The organism is Dietzia papillomatosis NBRC 105045 (assembly GCF_001570845.1).
In the GTDB taxonomy this organism is placed as follows: Bacteria; Actinomycetota; Actinomycetes; order Mycobacteriales; family Mycobacteriaceae; genus Dietzia; species Dietzia cinnamea.
Genome location: NZ_BCSL01000027.1, coordinates 1 through 21,600 on the forward strand (window position 1 = coordinate 1; position 21,600 = coordinate 21,600).

Annotated in this window: 18 protein-coding genes; 10 read left to right on the forward strand and 8 right to left on the reverse strand. The window is 73.0% G+C overall.

Features of this window, described 5'->3' with window-relative positions; all coding sequences use genetic code 11:
• Nucleotides 1–92 precede the first annotated feature (92 nt).
• Complete coding sequence (locus tag DPA01S_RS10600; protein ID WP_061916090.1) at nucleotides 93–1,073, forward strand: glycoside hydrolase family 25 protein; 981 nt, start codon at nucleotides 93–95, stop codon at nucleotides 1,071–1,073.
• Here DPA01S_RS10600 and DPA01S_RS10605 read toward each other — a convergent pair.
• The 5 genes from DPA01S_RS10605 to trmB form a co-directional block, all read right to left on the reverse strand.
• A complete protein-coding gene (locus DPA01S_RS10605) occupies nucleotides 1,070–1,429 on the reverse strand; it encodes a DUF3054 domain-containing protein (RefSeq protein ID WP_083961630.1) in 360 nt (119 codons plus the stop codon). The genes DPA01S_RS10600 and DPA01S_RS10605 overlap by 4 nt on opposite strands.
• A gap of 5 nt (nucleotides 1,430–1,434) precedes the next feature.
• Nucleotides 1,435–2,760, reverse strand: coding sequence for a lysylphosphatidylglycerol synthase transmembrane domain-containing protein (locus DPA01S_RS10610; protein WP_061916094.1), 1,326 nt, complete (start codon nucleotides 2,758–2,760; stop codon nucleotides 1,435–1,437).
• A gap of 65 nt (nucleotides 2,761–2,825) precedes the next feature.
• Nucleotides 2,826–5,246: an MMPL family transporter gene (locus DPA01S_RS10615; protein WP_061916099.1), complete on the reverse strand. Its 2,421-nt coding sequence runs from the start codon at nucleotides 5,244–5,246 to the stop codon at nucleotides 2,826–2,828.
• An 11-nt stretch (nucleotides 5,247–5,257) separates the two neighbouring features.
• Nucleotides 5,258–5,932, reverse strand: a complete 675-nt coding sequence (locus tag DPA01S_RS10620) for an NYN domain-containing protein (RefSeq protein WP_082767749.1) — start codon at nucleotides 5,930–5,932, stop codon at nucleotides 5,258–5,260.
• A gap of 49 nt (nucleotides 5,933–5,981) precedes the next feature.
• Complete coding sequence (gene trmB / locus DPA01S_RS10625; protein WP_061229218.1) at nucleotides 5,982–6,758, reverse strand: tRNA (guanosine(46)-N7)-methyltransferase TrmB; 777 nt, start codon at nucleotides 6,756–6,758, stop codon at nucleotides 5,982–5,984.
• Between the two features lie 109 nt (nucleotides 6,759–6,867).
• Between trmB and DPA01S_RS10630 the strand changes: the two genes are divergently transcribed.
• From DPA01S_RS10630 to DPA01S_RS10660, 7 genes are all read left to right on the forward strand, one after another.
• The gene (locus DPA01S_RS10630) at nucleotides 6,868–7,518 is read left to right on the forward strand and encodes a hypothetical protein (RefSeq protein ID WP_232303104.1); all 651 of its coding nucleotides are present in this window, start codon (nucleotides 6,868–6,870) and stop codon (nucleotides 7,516–7,518) included.
• Complete coding sequence (locus tag DPA01S_RS10635) at nucleotides 7,515–8,843, forward strand: hypothetical protein (protein ID WP_061916136.1); 1,329 nt, start codon at nucleotides 7,515–7,517, stop codon at nucleotides 8,841–8,843. The genes DPA01S_RS10630 and DPA01S_RS10635 overlap by 4 nt, the downstream gene beginning before the upstream one ends.
• Nucleotides 8,840–9,253: a DUF6802 family protein gene (locus tag DPA01S_RS10640; RefSeq protein WP_061229369.1), complete on the forward strand. Its 414-nt coding sequence runs from the start codon at nucleotides 8,840–8,842 to the stop codon at nucleotides 9,251–9,253. The genes DPA01S_RS10635 and DPA01S_RS10640 overlap by 4 nt, the downstream gene beginning before the upstream one ends.
• Before the next feature lie 103 nt (nucleotides 9,254–9,356).
• Nucleotides 9,357–11,183 carry a phosphoenolpyruvate carboxykinase (GTP) gene (locus tag DPA01S_RS10645; protein ID WP_061229370.1) on the forward strand — a complete coding sequence of 609 codons (1,827 nt, stop codon included), beginning with the start codon at nucleotides 9,357–9,359 and terminating at the stop codon, nucleotides 11,181–11,183.
• Nucleotides 11,184–11,337: 154 nt separating this feature from the next.
• Nucleotides 11,338–12,096 carry a hypothetical protein gene (locus DPA01S_RS10650; RefSeq protein ID WP_061229371.1) on the forward strand — a complete coding sequence of 253 codons (759 nt, stop codon included), beginning with the start codon at nucleotides 11,338–11,340 and terminating at the stop codon, nucleotides 12,094–12,096.
• Nucleotides 12,097–12,173: 77 nt separating this feature from the next.
• Entirely contained in the window at nucleotides 12,174–13,670 is a 1,497-nt protein-coding gene (locus DPA01S_RS10655; protein WP_232303105.1) for a sensor histidine kinase, read from the forward strand.
• Nucleotides 13,671–13,768: 98 nt separating this feature from the next.
• Complete coding sequence (locus DPA01S_RS10660; protein ID WP_061229373.1) at nucleotides 13,769–14,431, forward strand: response regulator transcription factor; 663 nt, start codon at nucleotides 13,769–13,771, stop codon at nucleotides 14,429–14,431.
• 27 nt (nucleotides 14,432–14,458) lie between these two features.
• On the opposite strand, the gene DPA01S_RS10665 is transcribed toward DPA01S_RS10660, so the two are convergent.
• The gene (locus tag DPA01S_RS10665) at nucleotides 14,459–15,931 is read right to left on the reverse strand and encodes an aldehyde dehydrogenase (protein ID WP_061229374.1); all 1,473 of its coding nucleotides are present in this window, start codon (nucleotides 15,929–15,931) and stop codon (nucleotides 14,459–14,461) included.
• A gap of 118 nt (nucleotides 15,932–16,049) precedes the next feature.
• Nucleotides 16,050–16,868: a class I SAM-dependent methyltransferase gene (locus tag DPA01S_RS10670; RefSeq protein ID WP_061916104.1), complete on the reverse strand. Its 819-nt coding sequence runs from the start codon at nucleotides 16,866–16,868 to the stop codon at nucleotides 16,050–16,052.
• Nucleotides 16,869–16,924: 56 nt separating this feature from the next.
• Here DPA01S_RS10670 and DPA01S_RS10675 point away from each other — a divergent pair, with 56 nt between their 5' ends.
• Entirely contained in the window at nucleotides 16,925–18,163 is a 1,239-nt protein-coding gene (locus tag DPA01S_RS10675; RefSeq protein WP_061916109.1) for a glycosyltransferase family 4 protein, read from the forward strand.
• Here the strand turns inward: DPA01S_RS10675 and DPA01S_RS10680 are convergent.
• Entirely contained in the window at nucleotides 18,105–19,955 is a 1,851-nt protein-coding gene (locus tag DPA01S_RS10680) for an MmpA family trehalose lipid delivery protein (RefSeq protein WP_061229377.1), read from the reverse strand. The genes DPA01S_RS10675 and DPA01S_RS10680 overlap by 59 nt on opposite strands.
• Before the next feature lie 120 nt (nucleotides 19,956–20,075).
• On the opposite strand from DPA01S_RS10680, the gene DPA01S_RS10685 reads away from it, so the two are divergent.
• Nucleotides 20,076–21,362, forward strand: coding sequence for a polysaccharide biosynthesis protein (locus DPA01S_RS10685; RefSeq protein WP_153038677.1), 1,287 nt, complete (start codon nucleotides 20,076–20,078; stop codon nucleotides 21,360–21,362).
• Nucleotides 21,363–21,600 lie beyond the last annotated feature (238 nt).

Genomic DNA, 21,600 nt, shown 5'->3' on the forward strand with positions numbered 1-21,600 from the left:
CGGCGCCGTGGCTGACCGCCCGAACTGGACAGCTGTGGAAAAAGTTGCGCGAGTTGCTTGTGTGACTGTTGTGGTTGCCACATACTCACCCCATGACTTCTGCCGGACCGTCAGCCCGACGCGCCCTCCTCCCCCGACTCCTCGTCGCCCTGGCCTCTGCAGCAGCTCTCTCGGTCGGCCTCCTCGTCGTCGTCCTCTCCCCCCGCGCCGACGCCGAGGTGCCGCTCTCCCCCGTCTATCACGGCCTCGCGCAGGGACTCGACGCCTCCAGCTGGCAGCACCCGCACGGCGCCGGGGTCGACTGGCAGGCCGCCGCCGCGGCCGGACAGTCCTTCGCCTTCATCAAGGCCACCGAGGGCACCGGGCCGGCCAACCGGTACTACGAGGACGACATCGCCGAGGCGCGCGCCGCCGGGATGCTCGTCGGCAGCTACCACAAGGCCCGCCCCGCGATGGACCCCGCGCAGCAGGCCCACGCGTTCGCCGACCGCCTGCAGTCGGTGGGCGGCCCGCAGTTGCCGCCCGTGCTGGACCTCGAGACCGACGAGGGGCTCGACGCCCGCCAGCTCGCCGACTGGGCCCAGGTCTTCCTCGACACGCTCGCCCACCGCACCGGCCGCACGCCGATCCTCTACACGTACCGCTACTTCTGGATCGACCGCATGGACAACACCCCGCGCTTCGCCGAGTACCCGCTGTGGCTCGCCGAGTACGGCGTGTCCCAGCCGACGCTGCCCGTGATCGGCGGCTGGGACCAGTGGCTGTTCTGGCAGCGCTCGGAGACCGGCGAGGTCCCGGGGTTCGCCGACGCCGTGGACCTCAACGTCTTCGCCGGCACCCGCGCGGACCTCGACGCGTGGCTCGGGCCCATCGAGCCCGAGCCCGAGCCCGTGCCCGCGCCGGCGCCCGCCGCCGAGGCCCCGGCGCCGATCCCGCCCGAGGTCCCCGTGCCCGTCGAGGCCGTCACGATCCCCGTCCCGCGCGATCTCCCGACGCCCGACGGCGTGGGGCTGCCCGAGTCGATCGACGTCCCCGCGGAGGTCGTGACGCAGCTGGCCGACGGGCTGCGCTAGCGCCGTCGTCGGACGAGCATCGCGCGCACCGCGCGCCACCCCACCAGGAACACCCCGGTGACGACACCGGCCACGATCATGAAGCTCCAGTGCGGCACCCGGCCGTCCCCGAGCCCGCGGATCACCATGCCCACCACGAGCGTGGCCAGCCACAGCAGCACGCCCGAGCCGATCGACGAGGGCTCTCGGCGGCCGGCCAGCAGGACGAGCCAGCCCACCGCCAGGCCCACGAGGAACGGCCACGCGGTGCCCCACACCTGCGCCACGCCCAGACCCTCGGAGTGCGCACCGCGCCCGAAGGTGGAGAACACCACCACCAGCACGGCGTCGAACACCATCATGACCGGCACGGCCACAAGTCTCACCTTTCCTTCTCTTCCCGGGCCTCCCGGCCGGCGAACGGCTGAGAACTCTCCCCCGACTCCTCGTCCGCGGTGCCGTCCTCCCGCTCGCGCACCCGGAGGAGCGGGAGGGGGCCGGAGTCATGGGCCACCGTCGGGCGCCACGGGTTCCCGTGCAGCGGCCACATCGCGGTGAGCCCGGCCGGCGGGGCCGCCGCGACGGTCGCCCGGGGCGGTGCGGTGCGCGACGACCGTGACGACGACGACGAGGACTGCTCGCCCGGGCCGTCCTCACCCAACGGGTCGGCGTCGGGGTCGACGTCCACGGCACCACGGTAGAAGAGGAAGAAGACCACCCACCCGGCCAGGGCGACCAGCACGAAGCTGACGATGCGGTAGACGAACACGGTCGCGAAGGCCTGATGCGCACCGAGGCCGCCCGCGGTGAGGGCGGTGATGAGCGCGACCTCGACGGTCCCGAGGCCGCCGGGCGTGATGGGGGCGGTGGCGACGATCTTGCCGGTGACGTAGGCGATGCACAGGCCGCCGATGCTGTGCTGGGCACCGACCGCGTTGGCGGCCGCCCACAGGCAGCCGATGTCGGCGACCCAGTTGAGCAGGGAGAACGCGAACGCCTGTGCGATCTGCCGCTTGCTCAGGTCGACGGCGTCGGCCTGCTCGACGACCTTGCGCACGCCGGCCGCGCCGTGGTCCGCGGGCTTGTGCCGCCGGGCGTTGATCCAGGCCAGGATCGACAGGACCGACCCCTCGATCTTGTCCGGGTGGCGGGCCGCCCACTGGACCACCACGACGATCGCGACCAGACCTAACGCAGAGAGCACCAGCAGGAACGGGTTGGACACGGATCCCACGAGGAAGAAGCCGAGCAGGGCGAGCAGCACGATGCCGACGGTCGACAGGACGCCGGAGATCACGAGCTGCCACGACGCCACGACCCGGGTCGCGCCCCACTGCCGGGTCTTGCGGTACGTCAGGGTGGTGCCGAAGACCTGCCCGCCGGGGATGCAGGTGGAGAAGGCGTTGGCGGAGAACACGAGGCCGACGCTGGCCCAGTAGCCGACGCGGACGCCGGCGGACTGCAGCAGCACCTTCTGCACGGAGCCGTAGCTCGACATGGACAGGTAGGAGAAGACGAGAGCGGCCGCGATCCAGCCCCAGTGCGGGCGGGCGACGGCCTCGAAGCCCTCGGCGAAGAACGGCATCTGGCCGCGGAGCCAGTACAGGATGAACCCCAGGACGGCGAGCGTCGCGCCGGCCTTGAACCACGGGTTGCCCAGGACAGCTCGGATACGGCGCCGCACCTCGGCGCCCCGCGTACCCGTCATCACCTCACCATAACCAGAGCGTGCCGCCCGCCCCAGGACCCCACACCGGGAACCCGGGGCGGCGGTCACGCCTCTGGGTCCTGTCGACGTTCCTGCATCAGGCGGGCGATCAGCTCGGAGGCGGGGATCTTGCCGCCGGGCGCGGACCCGGGCTCGTCGTCGTACTCGGTGTCGTAGACGGGCTCGGTTTCGGACTCGGGCGCAGGCTCCGGCTCGGCGTCCCGCGCCTGCGGCGCGCTGGTGCCCGCGGGCTCCCGGTCGAGCACGGCGACCGACGTGGCGGCCCCGGTCGGTCCCGTGCCGTCGGTGTCGGCGGGCCGACCGGTGAGGAGCTCGGGCTCGTCGTCGATCTCGGCCTCGCCGAGGCCGATCCGCTCCTGGACCCGCTTCATCCACCTCGGCGCCCACCAGTTGTCGGTGCCGAGCATCTGCATGACCGCCGGGACCAGCAGCATGCGGATGACGGTGGCGTCGATGATGAGCGCGGCGATCATGCCGAACGCGATGTACTTCATCATCACGATCTCGGAGAAGGCGAACGCGCCCGTCACCACGATGAGGATGAGCGCCGCCGACGTGATGATCCGCCCGGTCTGGGCGACGCCGCTGCGGATCGCCACCGCGGTGCGCGCGCCGCGTGAGCGGGCCTCGACCATCCGCGAGACGAGGAACACCTCGTAGTCCGTTGACAGTCCGTAGATGATCGCCATGAGCAGCACCACGACCGGCGAGGTGAGCGGGCCCGGCGTGAAGCCGAGCAGCCCGGACAGGTGCCCGTCGACGAAGATCCACGTGAGGATGCCCAGCGTGGCGCCCAGGCCGAGCATGTTCATGATGGCCGCCTTGATCGGCAGCACCAGCGACCCGAACGCCAGGAACATGAGCAGCGTCGTGGCCACGAGGACGTACAGGACGAACCATGGCAGCCCGGCGATCAGGGCGTCGACCGAGTCCTTCTCCATGGCGGGGTTGCCGCCGACGAACACCTCGGTGCCGGCGGGGATGGGGAAGGACTGCAGGTACTCGACGGTCTCGGTGGCCGCGTTGCGGTCCTCCACGCCGGCCTGCAGGACCACTACCTCGCGGCCCTGCGAGTCCTGCCCGCCCGAGCGGGCGAACTGGAACGGCCCGGTGAGCCCGGGGGCCTCGTTGGCGGCCGAGCGGATCTGCGACAGCGTCGCGCCGTCCGAGCCGAGGATCACGAGCTTGACCGGGTCGGTCCGCGTGCCGGGGAAGTTCTGGTCGTACTCCTCCTGCGCGACGCGCGTGGGGTTGTCGGGCGGCAGGTAGGTCTCGTTGATGCCGCCGAACTTCACGCCCGAGAACGGGATGATGAGCGCGACCAGCACCACCACGACCGGGATCGCCACCGCCACCGGGCGCTTCATGGAGAAGTCGGCGACGCGGCCGAACAGGCCGTTCTCGACCTCCTCGCGGGTGCGGTGCCGCTGCATCCGCTTGATGCCGAGCGCGTCGACGCGGTGGCCGAGCAGCATGAGCACGGCCGGCAGCAGGGTCACCGAGAGCGCGGCGGCGAGGATCACCGCGGCGATCGCGCCGTAGGCGACGGACTTGAGGAAGTCCTGCGGGAAGACCAGCAGGCCCGACAGGGTCACGCCGACCATGACCGCCGAGAACACCACGGTCCGGCCGGCGGTGGCCACGGACCGGCGCACTGCGGCGTCCGGTGGATACCCCTCGGCCATCTCCTCGCGGAACCGGCTCACCACGAACAGGCCGTAGTCGATCGCCAGTCCCAGGCCGATGAGGGTCACGACGTTCTGTGCGAAGGAGTTCACGGGCGTGATCAGTGACAGCAGGTGAAGTGCGCCGAGCGAGCCGAGGATCGTCAGCACGCCCACCGCGACCGGCAGGAACGCGGCCACGACGCCGCCGAAGACCACGATGAGCAGGAGGAACACGAGCGGCAGCGCGATGAGTTCCGCGCGCACGAGGTCGGCGTCCATGCCGTCCTGTAGGGCGCCGGCGACGGGCTGCAGGCCGGCGATGTCGGTCTCGATGCCCTCGACCGGGATCTGGTCCTCGATCGCCCGGAAGTTCTGGAGGATCTCCTCGGCCTCGCCGGCGATCTGGATGGAGGCCACCGCGATGCCCGCGTCACGGTTGACGAGGGCCGGTGACTGGTTGAACACGAAACTGGTCACGCCGGTGACCCGGTCGGGGTTCTCGGTCCGGATCGACTCCAGCGACTGCCGGATGGGCTCCTGGAACGCCGGATCGTCGACCGACGTGCCCTCGGGGGCGTGGTAGGACACCACGACGTCGCCGAGCGCGTCGCGTCCGTACGCCTCCTGCTCCAACCGCTCGGCGGTCGCCCATCCGCTGTCGGGGTCCTCGAAGCCGCCCTGGCCGAACGGGTTGCCGAACGCGGAGCCTGCGAGGCTGAGGAAGGCCATGACCAGCACGGAGCAGATCAGGACGAGGACGCGGCGGCGGGCGACGAACCGCCCGAGTGAGTTGAACACCGGGGGAGCTCCTAGCGCGAGGTGAGCAGTGCCGACAGCGGCCGCAGCGGCTGCAGCCAGGCACCCTCGTCGGGCAGGTTGTCGAGGCTGACGCGCGGCAGGGGCTCGCGGAACACCCCGGGGATGTCCTCGAGGTCGAGGAACGTGATGGTGTCGTGCTGGACGGCCCAGGTGGCGTGCTCGCGGAACCCGATCACTGCGACCGGGATGTCCTCGGCCAGCTCCTCGAGGGGCTCGCGGAACGCCTGCCCGTCGGCGGAGGCCACGACGACGCCGGCGAGTCGGCCGGACTCGGCGCGCCGGTCGATGTGCTCGAGCATGTCGTCGTCGACGTCGGAGTCGTCGCTGGTCTTGGGCTTGGCGAAGACGGCGAAGCCGACGTTGCGCAGCGCCTCGACCCACGGGCGGACGTTGTCCGAGGTGCCCGGGACGATGTTGGTGAAGACGGTCGCCTCGGCCTCGAGGGCGTCCTGCGTCCGCACGGACAGGTCGGCGGTGTAGCCGAGCAGCCAGCGGCCGAGCGCGTCGAAGCGCGGGCGGTACACGGCGGTCGGGCGGCCGCCGAGGATCGAGCCGAGCCCCATGTCGACGTTGGGTGCGTCCCACACGAGGAGCACCACCCCCGGTCCGTCGGGCGTGGCCACGTCCGTCGTGTCGTGGTTGCGCATCTCGTCTGGTGGGGTCATCGCGTCGTCCGCCTCGGTTCTCGTCGTTCGGGGTTCCTGGGGTGGGGCGTCAGTGCACCCGACGCCAGAGGAACTCGTTGATCACCCGTTCCTCCTGCAGCCCCTTGCCCTCGAACTTCGTCACGGGTCTGTCCAGACTGAACGGTACGTGGCGGAGGTCCGTCGCGGGGTCCAGCCGCTGGAGCGCGGGCTCGGCGTCGCCGGTCTCGGCGATCCACTCGGCGTAGTCGGCGTGGTCGGTGGCCACGTGCAGCACGCCACCCGGTCGCAGCCGCGATGCGATGAGTTCGAAGGTGCCGGACTGCAGGAGCCGCCGCTTGTGGTGGCGGGCCTTGGGCCAGGGGTCGGGGAAGAACACGCGGACACCGTCCAGGTCGGCCGGCGCGAACATGTTGGTGAGCACGTCCACGCCGTCGCCACGGATCATGCGCACGTTCTCCAGGCCCTCGCGCAGGATCATGCCCAGCAGCTGGGCCAGCCCGGGCTGATACACCTCCACGGCGATGACGTCGATGTCCGGCTCGGCCGCGGCCATCGCGGCCGTGGACGTGCCGGTGCCGGAGCCGATCTCCACGATCAGCGGTGCGCGCCGGCCGAAGAGCGCCTCGCGGTCGACGATCTCGTCGGAGACGTTACGCCCGTAGGTCGGCCAGTGCTCCTCCCAGTTGCGCTGCTGCCCGGGCCGCAGGGTGCCGCGGCGGAACCGGTAGGCGGTCACCCGGGGGAAGAGACGGGCACTGTCGTCCGGGGTGCCACCGTCGTTCGGGGTACCACTGTCGTCCGGGGTGCCACCGGCCGCGTGTGCGGGGTTCTCGCTCTGGTTCACCCGGCCATCATCCCGTAATCCGTGGTCGCCTCCGAATCCGGGCGTCGGGGCCCGAGGGGAAGGTCTTGCCGCCCGCAGGCGGTCGGGTCACGATGATCGCGTGCCATCCGTGACCCCCGACACCGAGCCCCCGGCCCCGGCTCGTGCCCCCGACCCTGACCCCGTCGCACGGGTCCGGCGCCTGGTCGCGTCCGCCCGGGAGCGGGACGGGGGCCGGGGTGGGACCGCCCCGGTGGAGGCCGCCGTCGCGCGTGTCGACGCGCCGGCCGATATCCGCATTCGCGGCGGACTGGGCTCGGGTCGCCGCACGCTCGCCGCCGCGCTGCGCGTCCGCCGGGGGTGGCGCGCGCGGGTCGACGACCTGGACGTCGTCGCGGCGCCCGGCTCCGAGCCCGCCGCACCGCCGGACGCGGAGATCGTGTGCCTACGCACCGCCCCGTGCCGCCATGAGGAGGCGTGGGTTCGCCGCGCGCGCCGGCACCCGATGCTCGTGGTGGCCACGGGGGTCGACGACGACGAGGACCCGCCGCACTGGGCCCGTGGACTACCCGCCGTGGACGCGCGCGAGCCCGGGCACCGGTCGGTCGACGGCGTCGTGTCCTTCCTCGAACGCGCCCTGCTCGATCTGTCGACGACCCGGGTGTCCCGTCTCGAGGCCGAGTTGGAGATGCTCGCGGTCCACGACGAGGTGGGCGATCTCGCCGAGGCCGCCCTGTGCGCCCTGGGCGCGGCCGCGCTCCCCGGATCGGCGTCGACGTGACGGCCGCTCCGGCCCCGCCCCGCGAGTTGACGATCGCGGTGCTGGGGGCCCGGGACTCCGCGGCTCCCGCCGTCGCCTCGGCGTTGTCCGCCGCAGCGGGCACAGGGTTGTCCGCCGCAGCGGGCACAGGGTTGTCCGCCGCAGCGGGCACAGGGTTGTCCGCCGCAGCGGGCCCGGCCGCCGACGCCGGAGCCCGGATCCGTGTGCTCGTCGACGCCGCACCCGAGGACCGGCCGGACGCGGCGGTCCTCGTCGTCGACGCCGTCTGCCCGGTACGCCCCGACGACGTCGAGGTCGCGCGCGGCGTCGCGGCCCGCCTGCCGATGGCGGTGGCCGTGGCGGGGCGCGCCCGCACGTGCACGGCCGAGCACCTCTCGGAGACGGTCGACGTCACCACCCGCCGCCTGGTAGACGCCGGCGTGAGGTGCCCGGTCCAGGTCGTCGACGAGGGCCACCCCGGCGCCCCCGCCGCCCTGCTGTCGTCGCTGCTCGCCGCGGTGCGTGCGGGCGCCGTGCCCACCGCGCCCGGCGGCCCGGTCCCGCGGCCCGCCGGGCCCGACCCGGCGACCGCCACCGTCGACTGGCTCCTCGCCCGCCGCACCGAGGCCATCACCACGCGCTCCCAGGCGCTGCGCCAGGACGTGCAGGCGCTGCGCATGGAGGTGGTCCAGGACCTGCACCGGTCCGTGCGCGACCTCGGCGGCCGCGCACGCGAGGAGCTCGCCGCCGCGCCGCGCTCCCGCGTCGACGCCCTCGTGCACCGCCTCGCCGCCGACGCCGACGCCGCGGTGGCCGCCACCGTCGCCCGCGCCGACCGCCGCGCCGACGCCCTCGTCGCCCGGCACCTCGGCCCGACCGCCCCGGCCGGACCGCGGATCCCCGCGCCGAAGAGCGGCCTCACGCCGGGCCGCCCGCCCCGCAACACCGGGGAGGAAATGCTCGTCATGATCACCGGCGCCGCCGGCGGCACCGGTGTGGGCCGGATGCTGCTGGCCCCGCTCGCCGAAGTGCCGGGCGCCGCGGCGCTCGTCATCCCGCTCGCGCTGCTGTGCGGCGTGGCGCTGGGGTGGGTCACCGTGACCGTGCGCCGGACGCAGGCGCTGCGCACCCACACCGTCGCCGCGGTGGGCGACAGGCTCGCGGCGCTGCGCGCGGAGACCGAACAGTCCCTCGGCTCGCGGATCCTCGCCGCCGAGGCCACGATCACCGACGGGTTCGCCCACGATCCCGGGCCCCGGGTCACCGACCTCGACCGGCGCATCCGCCGCAGGCGTTCCGAGCAGGCCGCCCGGTCCCACACCATCGCAGGGGGCACGTCGCCATGACCGATCCACTCGCCGGCCCGGACCCGTTCGACCACCACTACGCGCCCGACGTCTGCGGCCTGGAGGGCGCGCCGCTGGCCGAGCCGTCGTCGCTGGGGCTGCACGTCCCCGTCGGTGACGAGGTCCTCGACCTGGGCTCACCCGAGGCGGACCTCGACGGGGACGGCTTCATGGAGGCGGTCACGCGCGGCGATGACCGCGGCCTGACCGTGTACACGGACGTCGACGGCGACGGCACGGTCGACCACGTCTCGACCGTGCGCTTCGACGGCAGCTACGACTCGTGGCGGCTGGCCAACCCCGCCGAGGGAGTACCCTTCGGGGGCTTCACCAACGAGGCCGGCGACGATCCGGCCTCGCCGCCCCCGCCGCCGGCGCGATGGGAGCGCATCGACCACGGCCACATCTGAGGGATCCCTCACATTTGGGCGCGATCGGGGCTCGGACGCGGCGATCCGCACCGGTTGGCGATACCCTGTGACCAAGACCATGCACCACGCGCGAGGAGCAGTGATGACCACCACCACCATTCCCGGCCTCGAGGGTCAGGCACCAACCGATCACACCGAGATGCTCGCGTGGATCGCGGAGGTCGCCGAGCTCACCCAGCCGGACCGGGTCGTCTTCGCCGACGGCTCCGACGCGGAGTGGGATCGCCTCACCGCCGAGATGGTGGCGGCCGGCACCTTCGTCAAGCTGAACGAGGAGAAGAAGCCCAACTCGTTCCTGGCGCAGTCGGACCCCAAGGACGTCGCCCGCGTCGAGTCGCGCACGTTCATCTGCTCCGAGACCGCCGAGGGTGCCGGCCCGACGAACAACTGGCGCGACCCGGCCGAGATGCGCGCCCAGATGACCGACCTCTACCGGGGTTGCATGCGCGGCCGCACCATGTACGTGGTGCCCTACTGCATGGGCCCGCTGGACGCCGAGGACCCCAAGCTGGGCATCGAGCTCACCGACTCCGCGTACGTGGTCGTGTCCATGAAGATCATGACCCGCATGGGCTCCGCGGCGCTCGAGAAGATCGGTGCCGACGGCGCCTACGTCAAGGGCCTGCACTCGGTGGGCGCCCCGCTCGCCGAGGGGGAGAAGGACGTCCCCTGGCCGTGTAACGAGGAGAAGTACATCACCCACTTCCCGGAGACCCGGGAGATCTGGTCCTTCGGCTCCGGTTACGGCGGCAACGCCCTGCTGGGCAAGAAGTGCTTCGCGCTGCGCATCGCGTCCGCCATGGCCCGCGACGAGGGCTGGTTGGCCGAGCACATGCTCATCCTCAAGCTCATCTCCCCCACCGACGAGGTCCACTACGTCGCGGCCGCCTTCCCGTCCGCGTGCGGCAAGACCAATCTCGCGATGATCCAGCCCACCATCGAGGGCTGGCGCGCCGAGGTGGTCGGCGACGATATCGCCTGGATGCGCTTCGGCGCCGACGGCCGCCTCTACGCTGTCAACCCCGAGTACGGCTTCTTCGGCGTGGCCCCCGGCACCAACTACTCGTCCAACCCCAACGCCATGAAGACGCTGGAGCCGGGCAACGCGATCTACACGAACGTCGCGCTGACCGATGACGGCGACGTGTGGTGGGAGGGTCTCGAGGGCACGCCGGACCACCTCATCGACTGGCTGGGCAACGACTGGACCCCGACCGGCGACGGCGAGGCCGGCAACGCCGCGCACCCCAATTCGCGCTACTGCGTGCCGATCGACCAGTGCCCCGTCACCGCGCCCGAGTTCAACTCCCCCGAGGGCGTGCCGATCTCGGCCATCCTCTTCGGCGGCCGGCGCGCCGACACGGTCCCGCTGGTCAGCGAGGCGTACTCGTGGAACCACGGCGTGTACATCGGCGCGACCCTGTCCTCCGGGCAGACCGCCGCCGCCGAGGGCCAGGTCGGCGCGGTGCGTCGCGACCCGATGGCCATGCTGCCGTTCGTCGGTTACAACGTCGGCGAGTACTTCCAGCACTGGGTCGACATGGGCGCCCGCGGTGGCGACAAGATGCCCAAGATCTTCCTGGTCAACTGGTTCCGCAAGAGTGCCGACGGTCGCTTCCTGTGGCCGGGCTTCGGCGAGAACAGCCGCGTGCTCAAGTGGGTTATCGACCGCATCGAGGGTCGCGTCGAGGGTGATGAGACGGCCGCCGGCCTCACCGCCCGCGCCGCCGACATCGACATGACCGGGCTCGACACCCCGCTCGAGGACGTCGAGGCCGCCCTGGCCGTCGACCCGGAGGAGTGGCGACGCGAGCTGCCGCTCATCACCGAGTGGCTCGAGTTCTGCGGCCCCAAGGTCCCGGCAGAGGTCCACGAGCAGTTCGCCGCCCTCAAGGAGCGCCTGGGCTGACACTCCCTCACAGGATCGATAGCGGACGGGTCACACATTCTACTCGGAGTGACCCGTTCGCTATTACCATATGTTCGACGCTCTTCGCAGTGGCGCCACCGGGTGTCAAGGTGAACGACTGAGCGGAACACCGTGTTCCCGCGGGAGGAAAGGTATGAGAGCCACCGTCGTCGGACTCATCGCCCTCCCTGCGACGGCCGCCGGGCTGGTCGTCGCCGCCACGGTCATGGGTTCCGGAAACGAAGACGCCCCTCCTGCCGCGCCCGAGCGCACGACCACCGTCTCGACGGGCGGAGGCTCCGACACCGCGGACGAGACCCGGGTCGCCGCCCCCGAGCCCGTCGGCACCGCCATCGAGGGCGTCCGGCCCCACCTCACCGTGATCGACGGCCTGTCCGCCCTCCCCGTGCCGGCACCGATCCCCTCGATCCTGTCGAGACTGTCCGCGCGGCCGGCCGACCTCGTACCCCTGCCGCCGCCGACCGACGGTCGTACCGAACCCGCGCGCTCCGGATTCGTGGCCGGGGACGGCGCCAATCGTGGCCGGAACCCCGACACCGTGGATCGCAACGAGCCGCTCGGCTCGGCGGGGTCGGGCGCGGGCGACATCCCGCCGGGCGTCACAGATCACCGCGCTCCCCGGCCGGGCCGGGATCACCCCGCGACCCCGTCGCCCATGGACGACGGCCCCGAGGGCACGCCCGATCGTCCGGAGCACCCGACCGGCCGGGACGCGCCGGTCGTGATCGGGCCGGTTCCGGGCGCCCGGATCGTCGTACTCACCACGGGCGCGCCCGCGGAGAACACTCCGGTTGAGGGCACCCCGGCCCCCGCGACGCCGACGGACGGTTCGCCCGCCGACGGCGAGCCGGGAGCGGCGCACCCCGCCGATGACGGCTCCGAGCCGAGGTGAGCCCCTCTCTCGGGAGGTCACAACCGGCCCGCTGGTGGCATTCTGCGCGTCTGCGCATCACCGTCAGCATCACCCTGGTGACCGCGGCCGTGTTCGCCGCGATGGTGATCTTCATGATCCAGATGCTGGACCTGAGCACGGAACGCGTCACCGACTCCCGGCTCAACCGCGAGGCGGCCGACTTCTCGACCTTCATGTCCGCCGGTATCCTGCCGTCGTTCGAGTCGGACGACCCCACCGTGGAACAGCTCATCCGGGCGTACCTGGCTCAGCAGTACCCTTCCTCCGAGATGCTGCTCGTCGGCACGGCCAACGAGTCGGGGACCCAGTTCACCCTCTCCCGGTACGGACCGGACGAGGACCGGCTGTTCCCCCCGGGCATGCGCTCGCAGATCCAGCGGATCGGACTGTCCCCCATGGAGGACTCCGGCGTGATCGACGACTCGGTGCGCTGGCGCAAGGCCACCGTCGAGAGCCCCGCCGGGCCGGCCAACATTGTGGTGGCCATCCACGACCGCGGCACGCATGACGAGACCCGCCGCGTCAAGAGCTTTCTGCGCTGGGCGGCCGCCGGGGGCATGGTCGTGAGCGCACTACTCGCGTGGTGGATCGCCGGCCGGATGCTCGTCCCGGTGAGACGGATCCGCGAAGCGGCGGAAACCATTTCCGCGGCCGATCTGTCACGGCGCGTGCCCTCCGACGGGCCCGACGAGATCGTCTCCCTCGCCGACACCGTCAACGACATGCTCGAGCGGGTCGAGGAGGCCTACCGCACACAGCGGGAGTTCCTGGACGACGCCGGCCACGAGCTGCGGACACCGCTGACCGTGGTCCAGGGCAATCTCGACCTCATGCCCGAGGACCCGGAGGGCCGGACGGAGACCATCCGGCTCATACAGGACGAACTGTCCCGGATGACCCGCATCGTCGAGGACCTGCTCACGCTCGCCCGCGCCGACCGTCCGGACTTCCTCCGCACCGCCGCGACCGACGTCACCGAGCTCGTGCTGGACGTCGAGGCGAAGATCGAGGTGGTGGCCGACCGGAACTGGCGGGTGCTGCCGTACGCCGAGGGCCTGGCCAGGTTGGACCAGCACCGGATCACCCAGGCCCTCATGCAGTTCTGCTCCAACGCGGTCCGGTTCACCGGCCCCGGGGACACCATCGAGATCGGGTGCCGGGTCATCGAGCCCGGTGACCCGACCATCGCCGCGGAGCTCGTGTCCGGGGCCGTCCCGGAGACCCCGGAGCGGGAGTCCTACCGTCGCCGGCTTCTGTGGTGGGTCCGCGACAGGGGACCGGGGATCCCGCCCGGCGAGGAGGAGAGCATCTTCGAGCGGTTCCACACCGCGCGCGGCCAGCTCCGTGACGGACGCGGCGGCACCGGCCTCGGGCTCGCTATCGTCTCGACGATCGCCAAGGCGCACGGAGGCCGCGCGTTCGCGTTCAACGCCGCCGGGGGCGGCGCGACGTTCTGCATCGTCATCCCCTTCGTCGCGCCGCCGCCCGCGAAGGGTTCCGGCTCGCCCGCCGGGACCGACCCGTCCGACGCGAGCGGCTCCGAGACCCGCTGAACCCCCCGGTCCCCGGCCGAGCCGCGGACACGGTCGCCCGCCAGCGTCCAGCAGCGCGGTACCCGTGCGATACTCCCAAGTCGGAGAAGGAGGGATGCATGACGAACGTTCTCGTCGTGGAGGATGATGACCTCATCCGCTCGGTCTTGGTCAAGGCACTCGGTGGTGCCGAGTACACCGCACTCGAGGCGGTGGACGGGGAGAGCGCGCGTGCCATCCTGTCGACCATCTCCGACATCGACCTGATGTTGCTCGACATCGGCCTGCCCGACACCGACGGACTGACGCTGCTGCGCGAGGCCCGCGATCGCGGGTTCGCCGCGCCCGTCATCATCCTCACGGCCCGCGACAGCGTCGCGAACACCGTCGAGGGACTGGAATCCGGCGCCAACGACTACATGGTCAAGCCTTTCCGAGTCCCCGAGCTGCTCGCCCGCATCCGGCTGCGGTTGCGCGAGCACGAGGCGACCGAAGACCCGGGCATCCTCGAGCACGCCGGCATGCGCCTGGATATCCGTACCCGCCGCGTCGAGGTGGACGGCCGCATCCAGGAGCTCACCAACCGCGAGTACTCGCTGCTGGAGATGCTGCTGCGCAACAGGGGCGAGACCATCAGCCGCGAGCAGCTCCTCGAGAGCGTCTGGGGCATGGACTTCGACCCGGGTTCCAACATCGTCAACGTCTACATCCGCTCCCTGCGCCGCAAGATCGGCGAGAACAAGGTGCAGACGGTGCGAGGGGTCGGCTACCGCGTGGAGTGAGCGCGCGGGCCGGGGCGCCCGCAGTCGTCAGGTGCCGGACGGCTCCCAGCCGAACGGCATGAGCACGCTCTGCAGCTCGCAGTACGCGTCCAACCCCTCGGGCCCGTTCTCGCGGCCGATACCGGAGTTCTTGAACCCGCCGAACGGGGCGGTGGGATCGAAGGCGTACCAGTTGATGCCCATGGTTCCGGTGCGCACCCGCTGGGCCACGGCGAGCGCGGCGTCGGGGTCGGACGAGTAGACGGCGCCGGCGAGGCCGAACTCGGAGTCGTTGGCGATCCGCACGGCGTCGTCGACCGTGTCGTAGGCGATGACCTGCAGGACCGGACCGAAGATCTCCTCCTGGGCGATGGTCATGGAGTTGTCGACGTCGCGGAAGACGGTCGGCTGGACGTAGGCCCCTCCCGACACGTGCTCGGGCAGGCCCTCGACCTCGCCGCCACCGTAGGCGATGGTCGCGCCCTCCTCGACGCCCTTGCGGATGTACCCCTCGACGGACGCCTTCTGCTTGTGGTTGGCCAGCGGGCCGAACACGGTGCCCTCGTCGGCGGGGTCACCGACGGGCATGAGCGAGACGTTCTCGACCAGCGCGTTCACCACCTCGTCGTAGCGCGAACGCGGGGCCAGGATCCGGTTCTGGGACACGCACGCCTGGCCGGAGTTCATCAGGGCGGAGAACACCATGGTGCCGGCGGCGGAGGCCAGGTCGGCGTCCTCGAGGACGATGGCGGCGCTCTTGCCGCCCAGCTCGAGCGAGCAGCGCTTGAGGCCCTGCGCGGCGATCCCGGCGATGTGCCTGCCGACCTCGGTCGAGCCGGTGAACGAGATCTTGTCGACATCCGGGTGGGACACCAGGTGATCACCCACGGAGCTGGGGCCGGTCACCACGGACAGCACCCCCTCCGGCAGGCCCGCCTCGCGGAACAGGTCCGCCAGCCACAGCGCGGACAGCGGGGTGGCCGAGGACGGCTTGAGGATGACCGAGCTGCCGGACAGCAGGGCCGGCGCGAGCTTGGCGGTGTTGAGGTAGAGCGGGACGTTCCACGCGGTGATCGCCGCGACCACGCCGACGGGCTGGCGGGTGACGACGGAGGCGCCGAAGTCGCCCTGACGCACCTCGGACCACGGGAAGGTCTCGGCGAGACGGGAGTAGTAGCGCAGTACGCCGAGGGTGGGGGTCACCTGGATCATCGACGCGGCGCTCGCGGGCGCGCCCATCTCGTCGGACAGGATCTGGCAGACCTCGGCCTGGCGCTCCTCGAGCATGTCGGCCGCGCGGGCGAGCAGTGCGCCGCGCTCGGCGGGCGGCGTGTTCCGCCAGACGCCGGACGCGAACGAGTCGCGGGCCCGGCTGATCATCTCGTCCAGGTCGTCGGTGGTGGTCTCGGCGACCCGGCCCACGACCTGGTTGGTGGCCGGGGACGTCACCTCGAGGACGCCGGTGGTGACCGGATCGGTCCAGCGGGTGCCGGAGAAGAGCTTGTCATGGACGACGACCACGGGGGACCTCCGTGCGGTGGGGTACAAGAGCGGTGGGAACCGTCCCGTCAACCGGGAGTGAAGCTAACAAGAACGTGTTCCACCTCACTGTAGCGAGGGTCCGGCCCGCCGTGGGGCGCTACTTCGCGCGCAGCACTAACACCAGATTCGACACGAGGACCTCCCGCACGAGCGGGACGTGCACCAGCCACCACGCCCACCGCGGGTGGTAGCGGGGGAACGCGGCGAGGAGCTCGGCGGAGTCGGTGCCGCGCGCCCAGGCCAGGCCGTCGGCGCAGCCCACCTCGAACAGGGACTCGCCGTAGACGTTCTTGGGCGGGTGGCCGTGCCGCCGTTCGTAGAGCCGCCGCGCGCGCTCGCCGCCGAGGTAGTGGGTCAGCCCCATCTCGTGGCCCCCGAAGGGGCCGTACCAGAGGGTGTAGGAGACGACGACGAGGCCGCCCGGTCGCGTCACCCGGCACATCTCCTCGGCCATGCGCCAGGGCTCGGGCACGTGCTCGGCGACATTGCTCGAGATGCACACGTCCACCGCATCGGTCCGCACCGGCAGGGCCATCCCGCTGCCGCGGATCGACCCCGTCTGGTCCAGGCCCGCCGCGGACATCTCACCGACGTCCGGCTCGACGGAGACGTATCGGGCGCCCTCGGCGGCGTACGCGTCGGAGAAGTAGCCGGGCCCGCCGCCCACGTCGAGGACCGTCAGCCCGGGAAGCCTCCCGGCGTCGGGGCCGGGGCCCGGCCGGGCGGGCTGATCGCCGGACTCGGCCCACAGGTCCGCGACCAGCTCGACGGTGTCGCGCGCCAGGCCGGAGTAGAAGGCGTCCGGGTCGGACTGCTCGAGGGGGAACGAGCGCAGCAGCCCGAGCGAGCGGCCGAGGGTGGCGCGGCGGGCCACCGATCGCAGCGCGGGCGAGCGGTGGACGGGATCGGTGAGCACGGCGGTGACGATACCGGCGGTCCGGAACGGCCCGGCCGCCCGCGTACAGTGTCCGGGTGGCTCGAATCCTGCTGCTGTGCTGGCGCGACAGTACTCACCCGCAGGGCGGTGGCAGCGAGCGCTACCTCGAGCACGTCGCGGACGGTCTCGCCACGGCCGGCCACACGGTCGTCTACCGGACCTCCCGCTCGCGGGGCGCGACCCGCTCCGCGACCACCTCCACCGGCGTGCGGTTCAGCCGGGCCGGCGGGCGCTTCACCGTCTATCCCCGCGCACTGCTGGCGATCCTGTCCGGCCGGCTCGGCCTCGGGCCGCTCGGGGTCCTGCGACGGCCCGACGTCGTCGTCGACACCCAGAACGGCGTCCCCTTCTTCGCCCGCCTGATCACCACCGCCCCCGTCGTGGTGCTGGTCCACCACATCCACCGCGAGCAGTGGCCGGTCGCCGGGTGGCTGGTCGCGCGGATCGGGTGGTGGGTCGAGTCGTGGGTCTCGCCGCGCGTCCACGCCCGGTCCCAGTACGTCACCGTGTCGCTGCCGTCGGCCGACGAGCTCGCCGCGCTCGGCGTCGCTCCCGCGCGCATCGCGGTCGTCCGCAACGGCCTCGACCCGCTGCCCGACGGAGTCATCCCGGCCTCGCCGGGCACCCGCGCCACCGGCCCGCGGCTGGTCGTCCTGTCCCGGCTGGTGCCGCACAAACACGTCGAGGACGCGCTGGACGTGCTCGCGACCCTGCGGGCGAGTCGACCCGGGCTCGTGCTGGACGTCATCGGCAGCGGCTGGTGGGCCGACCGGCTCCGCGAATACGCCGCCGAGCGCGGTCTCACCGCCCCCGCCGGCGAGACCGGCGGCGGCGGCGAGACCGGCGGCGTCGTGTTCCACGGGCACGTCGACGAGGCCACCAAGCACCGCCTTCTCGCCGGCGCCACCGTCCACCTCATGCCCTCGCGCAAGGAGGGGTGGGGGCTCGCCGTCTCCGAGGCCGCGCAGCACGGCGTCCCCACCGTCGGCTACCACCACGCCGCGGGACTGCGGGACTCGATCGACGACGGCGAGACGGGCCTCCTCGTGGACGACGTCGCCGCCATGACCGACGCCGTGGACCGTCTCCTGTCGGACCCCGACCTGCGGGAGCGGATGGGTGAGGCCGCCCGCCGGAAGGCCGCGGGGATGTCGTGGCCCGCCGCCGGCGCGGCGATGGAGCGGGTCCTCGCGGCCGTCACCGAGGGCCGGCGGCTCAGCGGCGTGATCGACGGCCGGGCCGACCGCCAGCCAGCGCCGCGCCGACCAGCGTGAGCAGCCACAGCGCGTGCGCCGCCAGCACCGCCGCGCGGGCCCACGCCGGGGCGCCGGGAGGGGTGACCGCGCCCCATCGCGAGTCCGCATCACCCGGCCCGTCCGGCGGGGCGAGCTCGTGCAGGGTCAGTTCGGGGTCGGAGAACCTCGTCGTCGTCGCCATCAGGGTCTCCTCCGCCGCGCCTCGGGGCCCGGCGGACGTGCGCTCGTCGAGCACCCACCGCACGCCCAGGCCCGCCAGTTCGCGGGGGTCCGCGCCGCGCAGCAGCGCGTCGGTGGCGCGGCGCGCGCGATCCCCCTCGCCCGGCACCGCGGTGGCGTCACCCACCCCGGCTCCGGCCACGAGCAGATCGCCCGCGACGAGGACGCGGGTGTCGAGCAGCCGCGGCGCGGGGTCGAGGACCGGCCGGCCCTCGGCCCACAGCGGCGTCGAGCGGAACGACCCCGCCGGCAGCACCAGCAGGTCCCCTGGCCGACCGTCGACGATGCCCGCCACCTGCTGCCACCCCTGCCCGTACGTCACCGGCCGCAACTGCTGCCACAGGGCGCGCGGGGCGTCCGGGACCGCGGCCACGGCCACCGCCGTGACGAGCACCCCGGCGACGACCGGCCGCACGCGCGCGGAGAGGGCCCGGGCGGCGAAGGCCAGCGCGAGCACGGTCGCCGGCAGCGCCAGAGCCACGAACTTCTGGGTGTCCCGCAGCAACCCCGCGCCCGGTACAGCGGTGACCAGTGCCTCCATCGCCGCGAGACCCGGGCGCGTCGCGGCGGCGGCCACCAGCAGCCATGCGGCGAGGGCCACGGGGACCGTCGCGCGCACCACACGGTCACGTCGCGCCCGCCACAGGCCCCGCGCCGCGAGCACCCACACGAGCAGCAGCGCGAACAGCGCGGCGGCCGCCCACCACGTGGCCCGCGAGGGCGGCACGGCCTGGGAGTTCCATATCCCACCCAGCGCGACGACCGAGCCCAGCGTCCCGATCCCCGGTTCGGCGCGGGCAGCGAACGCGGCCACCCCTACGGCCGCCTCCGCTCCCCCACCGGCAGCGCCGCCCGACCCGGCGTCAGGTCCGATCCCGGCCCGGTCACCCGCCGCGGTGAGAGCGGTCGCCAGCCCCCACGGCAGGGCGGTCACGGCAGCCGTAGCCGCCAGCGCTACCGCAGCCCGGCGCCGACGAGCGCCCCCTCCGCCACAGGCCAGCGCCACCACCGCCGCGACGACCGCCAGAACCCACCCCGTCGGCGTGAGCCCGGCGGCGGCCAGCGCAGCACACGCCGCGGCCACCCGGGGCCGGCCCCGGGCGAGCAGAACCGGCATCGACACCACCGCCGCGACCCCCGCCAACAGCGACCAATGACCCTGGAGGAGCCGCTCCACCACGAACGGATTCCACACCGCGCCCACCACCGCCGCTAAGCGCGCCCACACCCCCGTGCCGCTCTCTCCGGGCAACACCCTCCGCACGAGCGCACCCGCCGCGACCGCCAGCCACACGCAGAACACCGCCGTGAGCAGACCCGTCAACGGCCACATCGGGAGCCCGACCGCGTCCAACGCCCGTGTCGCCCACGCCACCGCCACGTCCTGCGGAACCGCCCGCGCCGCCGACTCCCCCAACCCGAGCGCCGCGTCCGACAGTGGCGGCGTCGGCGTGGCCACCCAGTCCCGCAACAGCGGGAAGCCCGGCCGCGCCACCCCGGCCAGCAGAACGCCCGAGACGACCACACCCACCGCGGCGTCCGTCACGGCCGGCCGCGCGATCACGCGGTAAAACCCGGCAGCGGAGGACATGTGCACATTCCACCACGCGCCCCGGTCGCGCCGATCGCACTGGCGGGGTGGCCGACCCGGCGCCACCGCGTCACCCGACCCGCAGGAGAGACCGCGGGACGGCCCCCTACGATCACCGATGTGGACCATCAGGCGCGCGAGGCGGCACCCGGCTCCGCCGCCAGGCGCGTCCTGACCGGCGCGGGCGCGGTCACGGCCGGGTCGATGCTGGCCAACATCGCCGCCTACCTCCTGCATCTCCCGGCCTCCCGGTGGCTCGGCCCCGAGGGCTACGGCGCGTTCGCCGCCTTGCTCTCCGCGCAGTTGCTGGTGGCCGTGCCCTCGCTCGCGCTGCAGGCGGTGGTGGCCCGCGAGCACGTCCGCGGTGTCCCCCGGGACGTCCTGCGCGCGCTCGGCAGACGGGCAGCGCTACTGGTCGCGGTGGTCGCGGCGTCGGTCGTCGTGCCCATGTCCCTGCTGCTCGACACCCCGGTGTGGGCCACGGCCGCAGCGCTGGCCCCTGGCCCGGTGCTGTGCCTGCTCGCCACCGAGCAGGGGCTACTGCAGGGCGCCGAGCGGTTCCGGGCCCTCGGTGTGGTGCTCGCCCTGGCCGGCGCGGGCAAGGTCGCCCCCGCCGTCGCGGTACTCGCCGTCGGCGGCGGTGTCGGACCCGCGCTCGCCGCCGGGGCCGTGGGCGTGGGCGCGGCCTGGGTCGTGGCGGCGCGGGTGACGTCCGGGCCCGCGTTGGCCCCGTCCAGCCTGCGGACGGGAGGGGACTCGGCCGGCGGGGGAACGCTCGGCAACTCGGCCGGCGGGGGAACGCGCGGAGACGGGGCGGCTCTGACCTCCCCCGGCGTGGCCGCCGTGCTCGCCGCCGGCCAGGTGCAGCTGGTGATGATGGCCCTCACCTCGGTCGACCTGCTCCTCGCCCGGGCACTGCTGGCCCCGGAGGACGCAGGCCGCTACGCGCTGGGGGCGGTCGCCGCGAAGGCCGCGTTCTGGCTGCCGCAGGCCGTCGGCACGGTGCTCTATCCGCGGATGGCCGATCCGGCCGGACACCGGGGAGCCGTCCGCTCGGCAGTGACGGTCCTGCTGGGCATCGGCGCGGTCGTCGTGATCGGGGCCGCCGTGGCCGCGCCGCTGGTGCCGGTGGTCGTCGGCGAAGACTACCGGCCGGTTGCCGGGCTCCTCTGGGCGTTCGCCCTGCTCGGTGTGACACTGAGCGTCCTGCAGGCGTTCCTGCTGGCCATCATCGCCTCCGACCGGACCGTTGAGGCCGGGATCGCGTGGTGCGGGCTGGTGCTCACCGCAATCGCCGTGTGGTCCGCTCCCCGCGATGTCGAAGGCGTCCTGGCCGCCGCGCTCGTCGCCGTCGTCCTCACCACGGTCACGGCCGGCTGGCGCGCGCTCCGGTCGCGGCCGGCCTGATCCGAGGGCGCTGGGCCGGACCGAGCCCCTCCGGCCGAGCCACGCCACCTATCCACTTGCGACTCGCCTACGGGACCCCGTGGGCGGCGCGTGATCCGATAGGTGGCGCGGTTGCCGGCGCGGTTGCCGGCGCGGCTGACCGAGCAGGGTCGTCGCGAACCGCGTCGGGCTCGCGGCGCGCGATCTGCTCCTCGGACCTCGATTCACCCCTCGCGCCGCGATTCGCTCTCGGAGTTCC

Coding starts and splice junctions, on each gene's coding strand:
- DPA01S_RS10660 (WP_061229373.1), top strand. CDS start 13,769: ATGACGAACGTTCTCGTCGTGGAGGATGATGACCTCATCCGCTCGGTC.
- DPA01S_RS10650 (WP_061229371.1), top strand. CDS start 11,338: ATGAGAGCCACCGTCGTCGGACTCATCGCCCTCCCTGCGACGGCCGCC.
- DPA01S_RS10610 (WP_061916094.1), bottom strand. CDS start 2,760: ATGACGGGTACGCGGGGCGCCGAGGTGCGGCGCCGTATCCGAGCTGTC.
- DPA01S_RS10645 (WP_061229370.1), top strand. CDS start 9,357: ATGACCACCACCACCATTCCCGGCCTCGAGGGTCAGGCACCAACCGAT.
- DPA01S_RS10680 (WP_061229377.1), bottom strand. CDS start 19,955: ATGTCCTCCGCTGCCGGGTTTTACCGCGTGATCGCGCGGCCGGCCGTG.
- DPA01S_RS10620 (WP_082767749.1), bottom strand. CDS start 5,932: ATGACCCCACCAGACGAGATGCGCAACCACGACACGACGGACGTGGCC.
- DPA01S_RS10640 (WP_061229369.1), top strand. CDS start 8,840: ATGACCGATCCACTCGCCGGCCCGGACCCGTTCGACCACCACTACGCG.
- DPA01S_RS10600 (WP_061916090.1), top strand. CDS start 93: ATGACTTCTGCCGGACCGTCAGCCCGACGCGCCCTCCTCCCCCGACTC.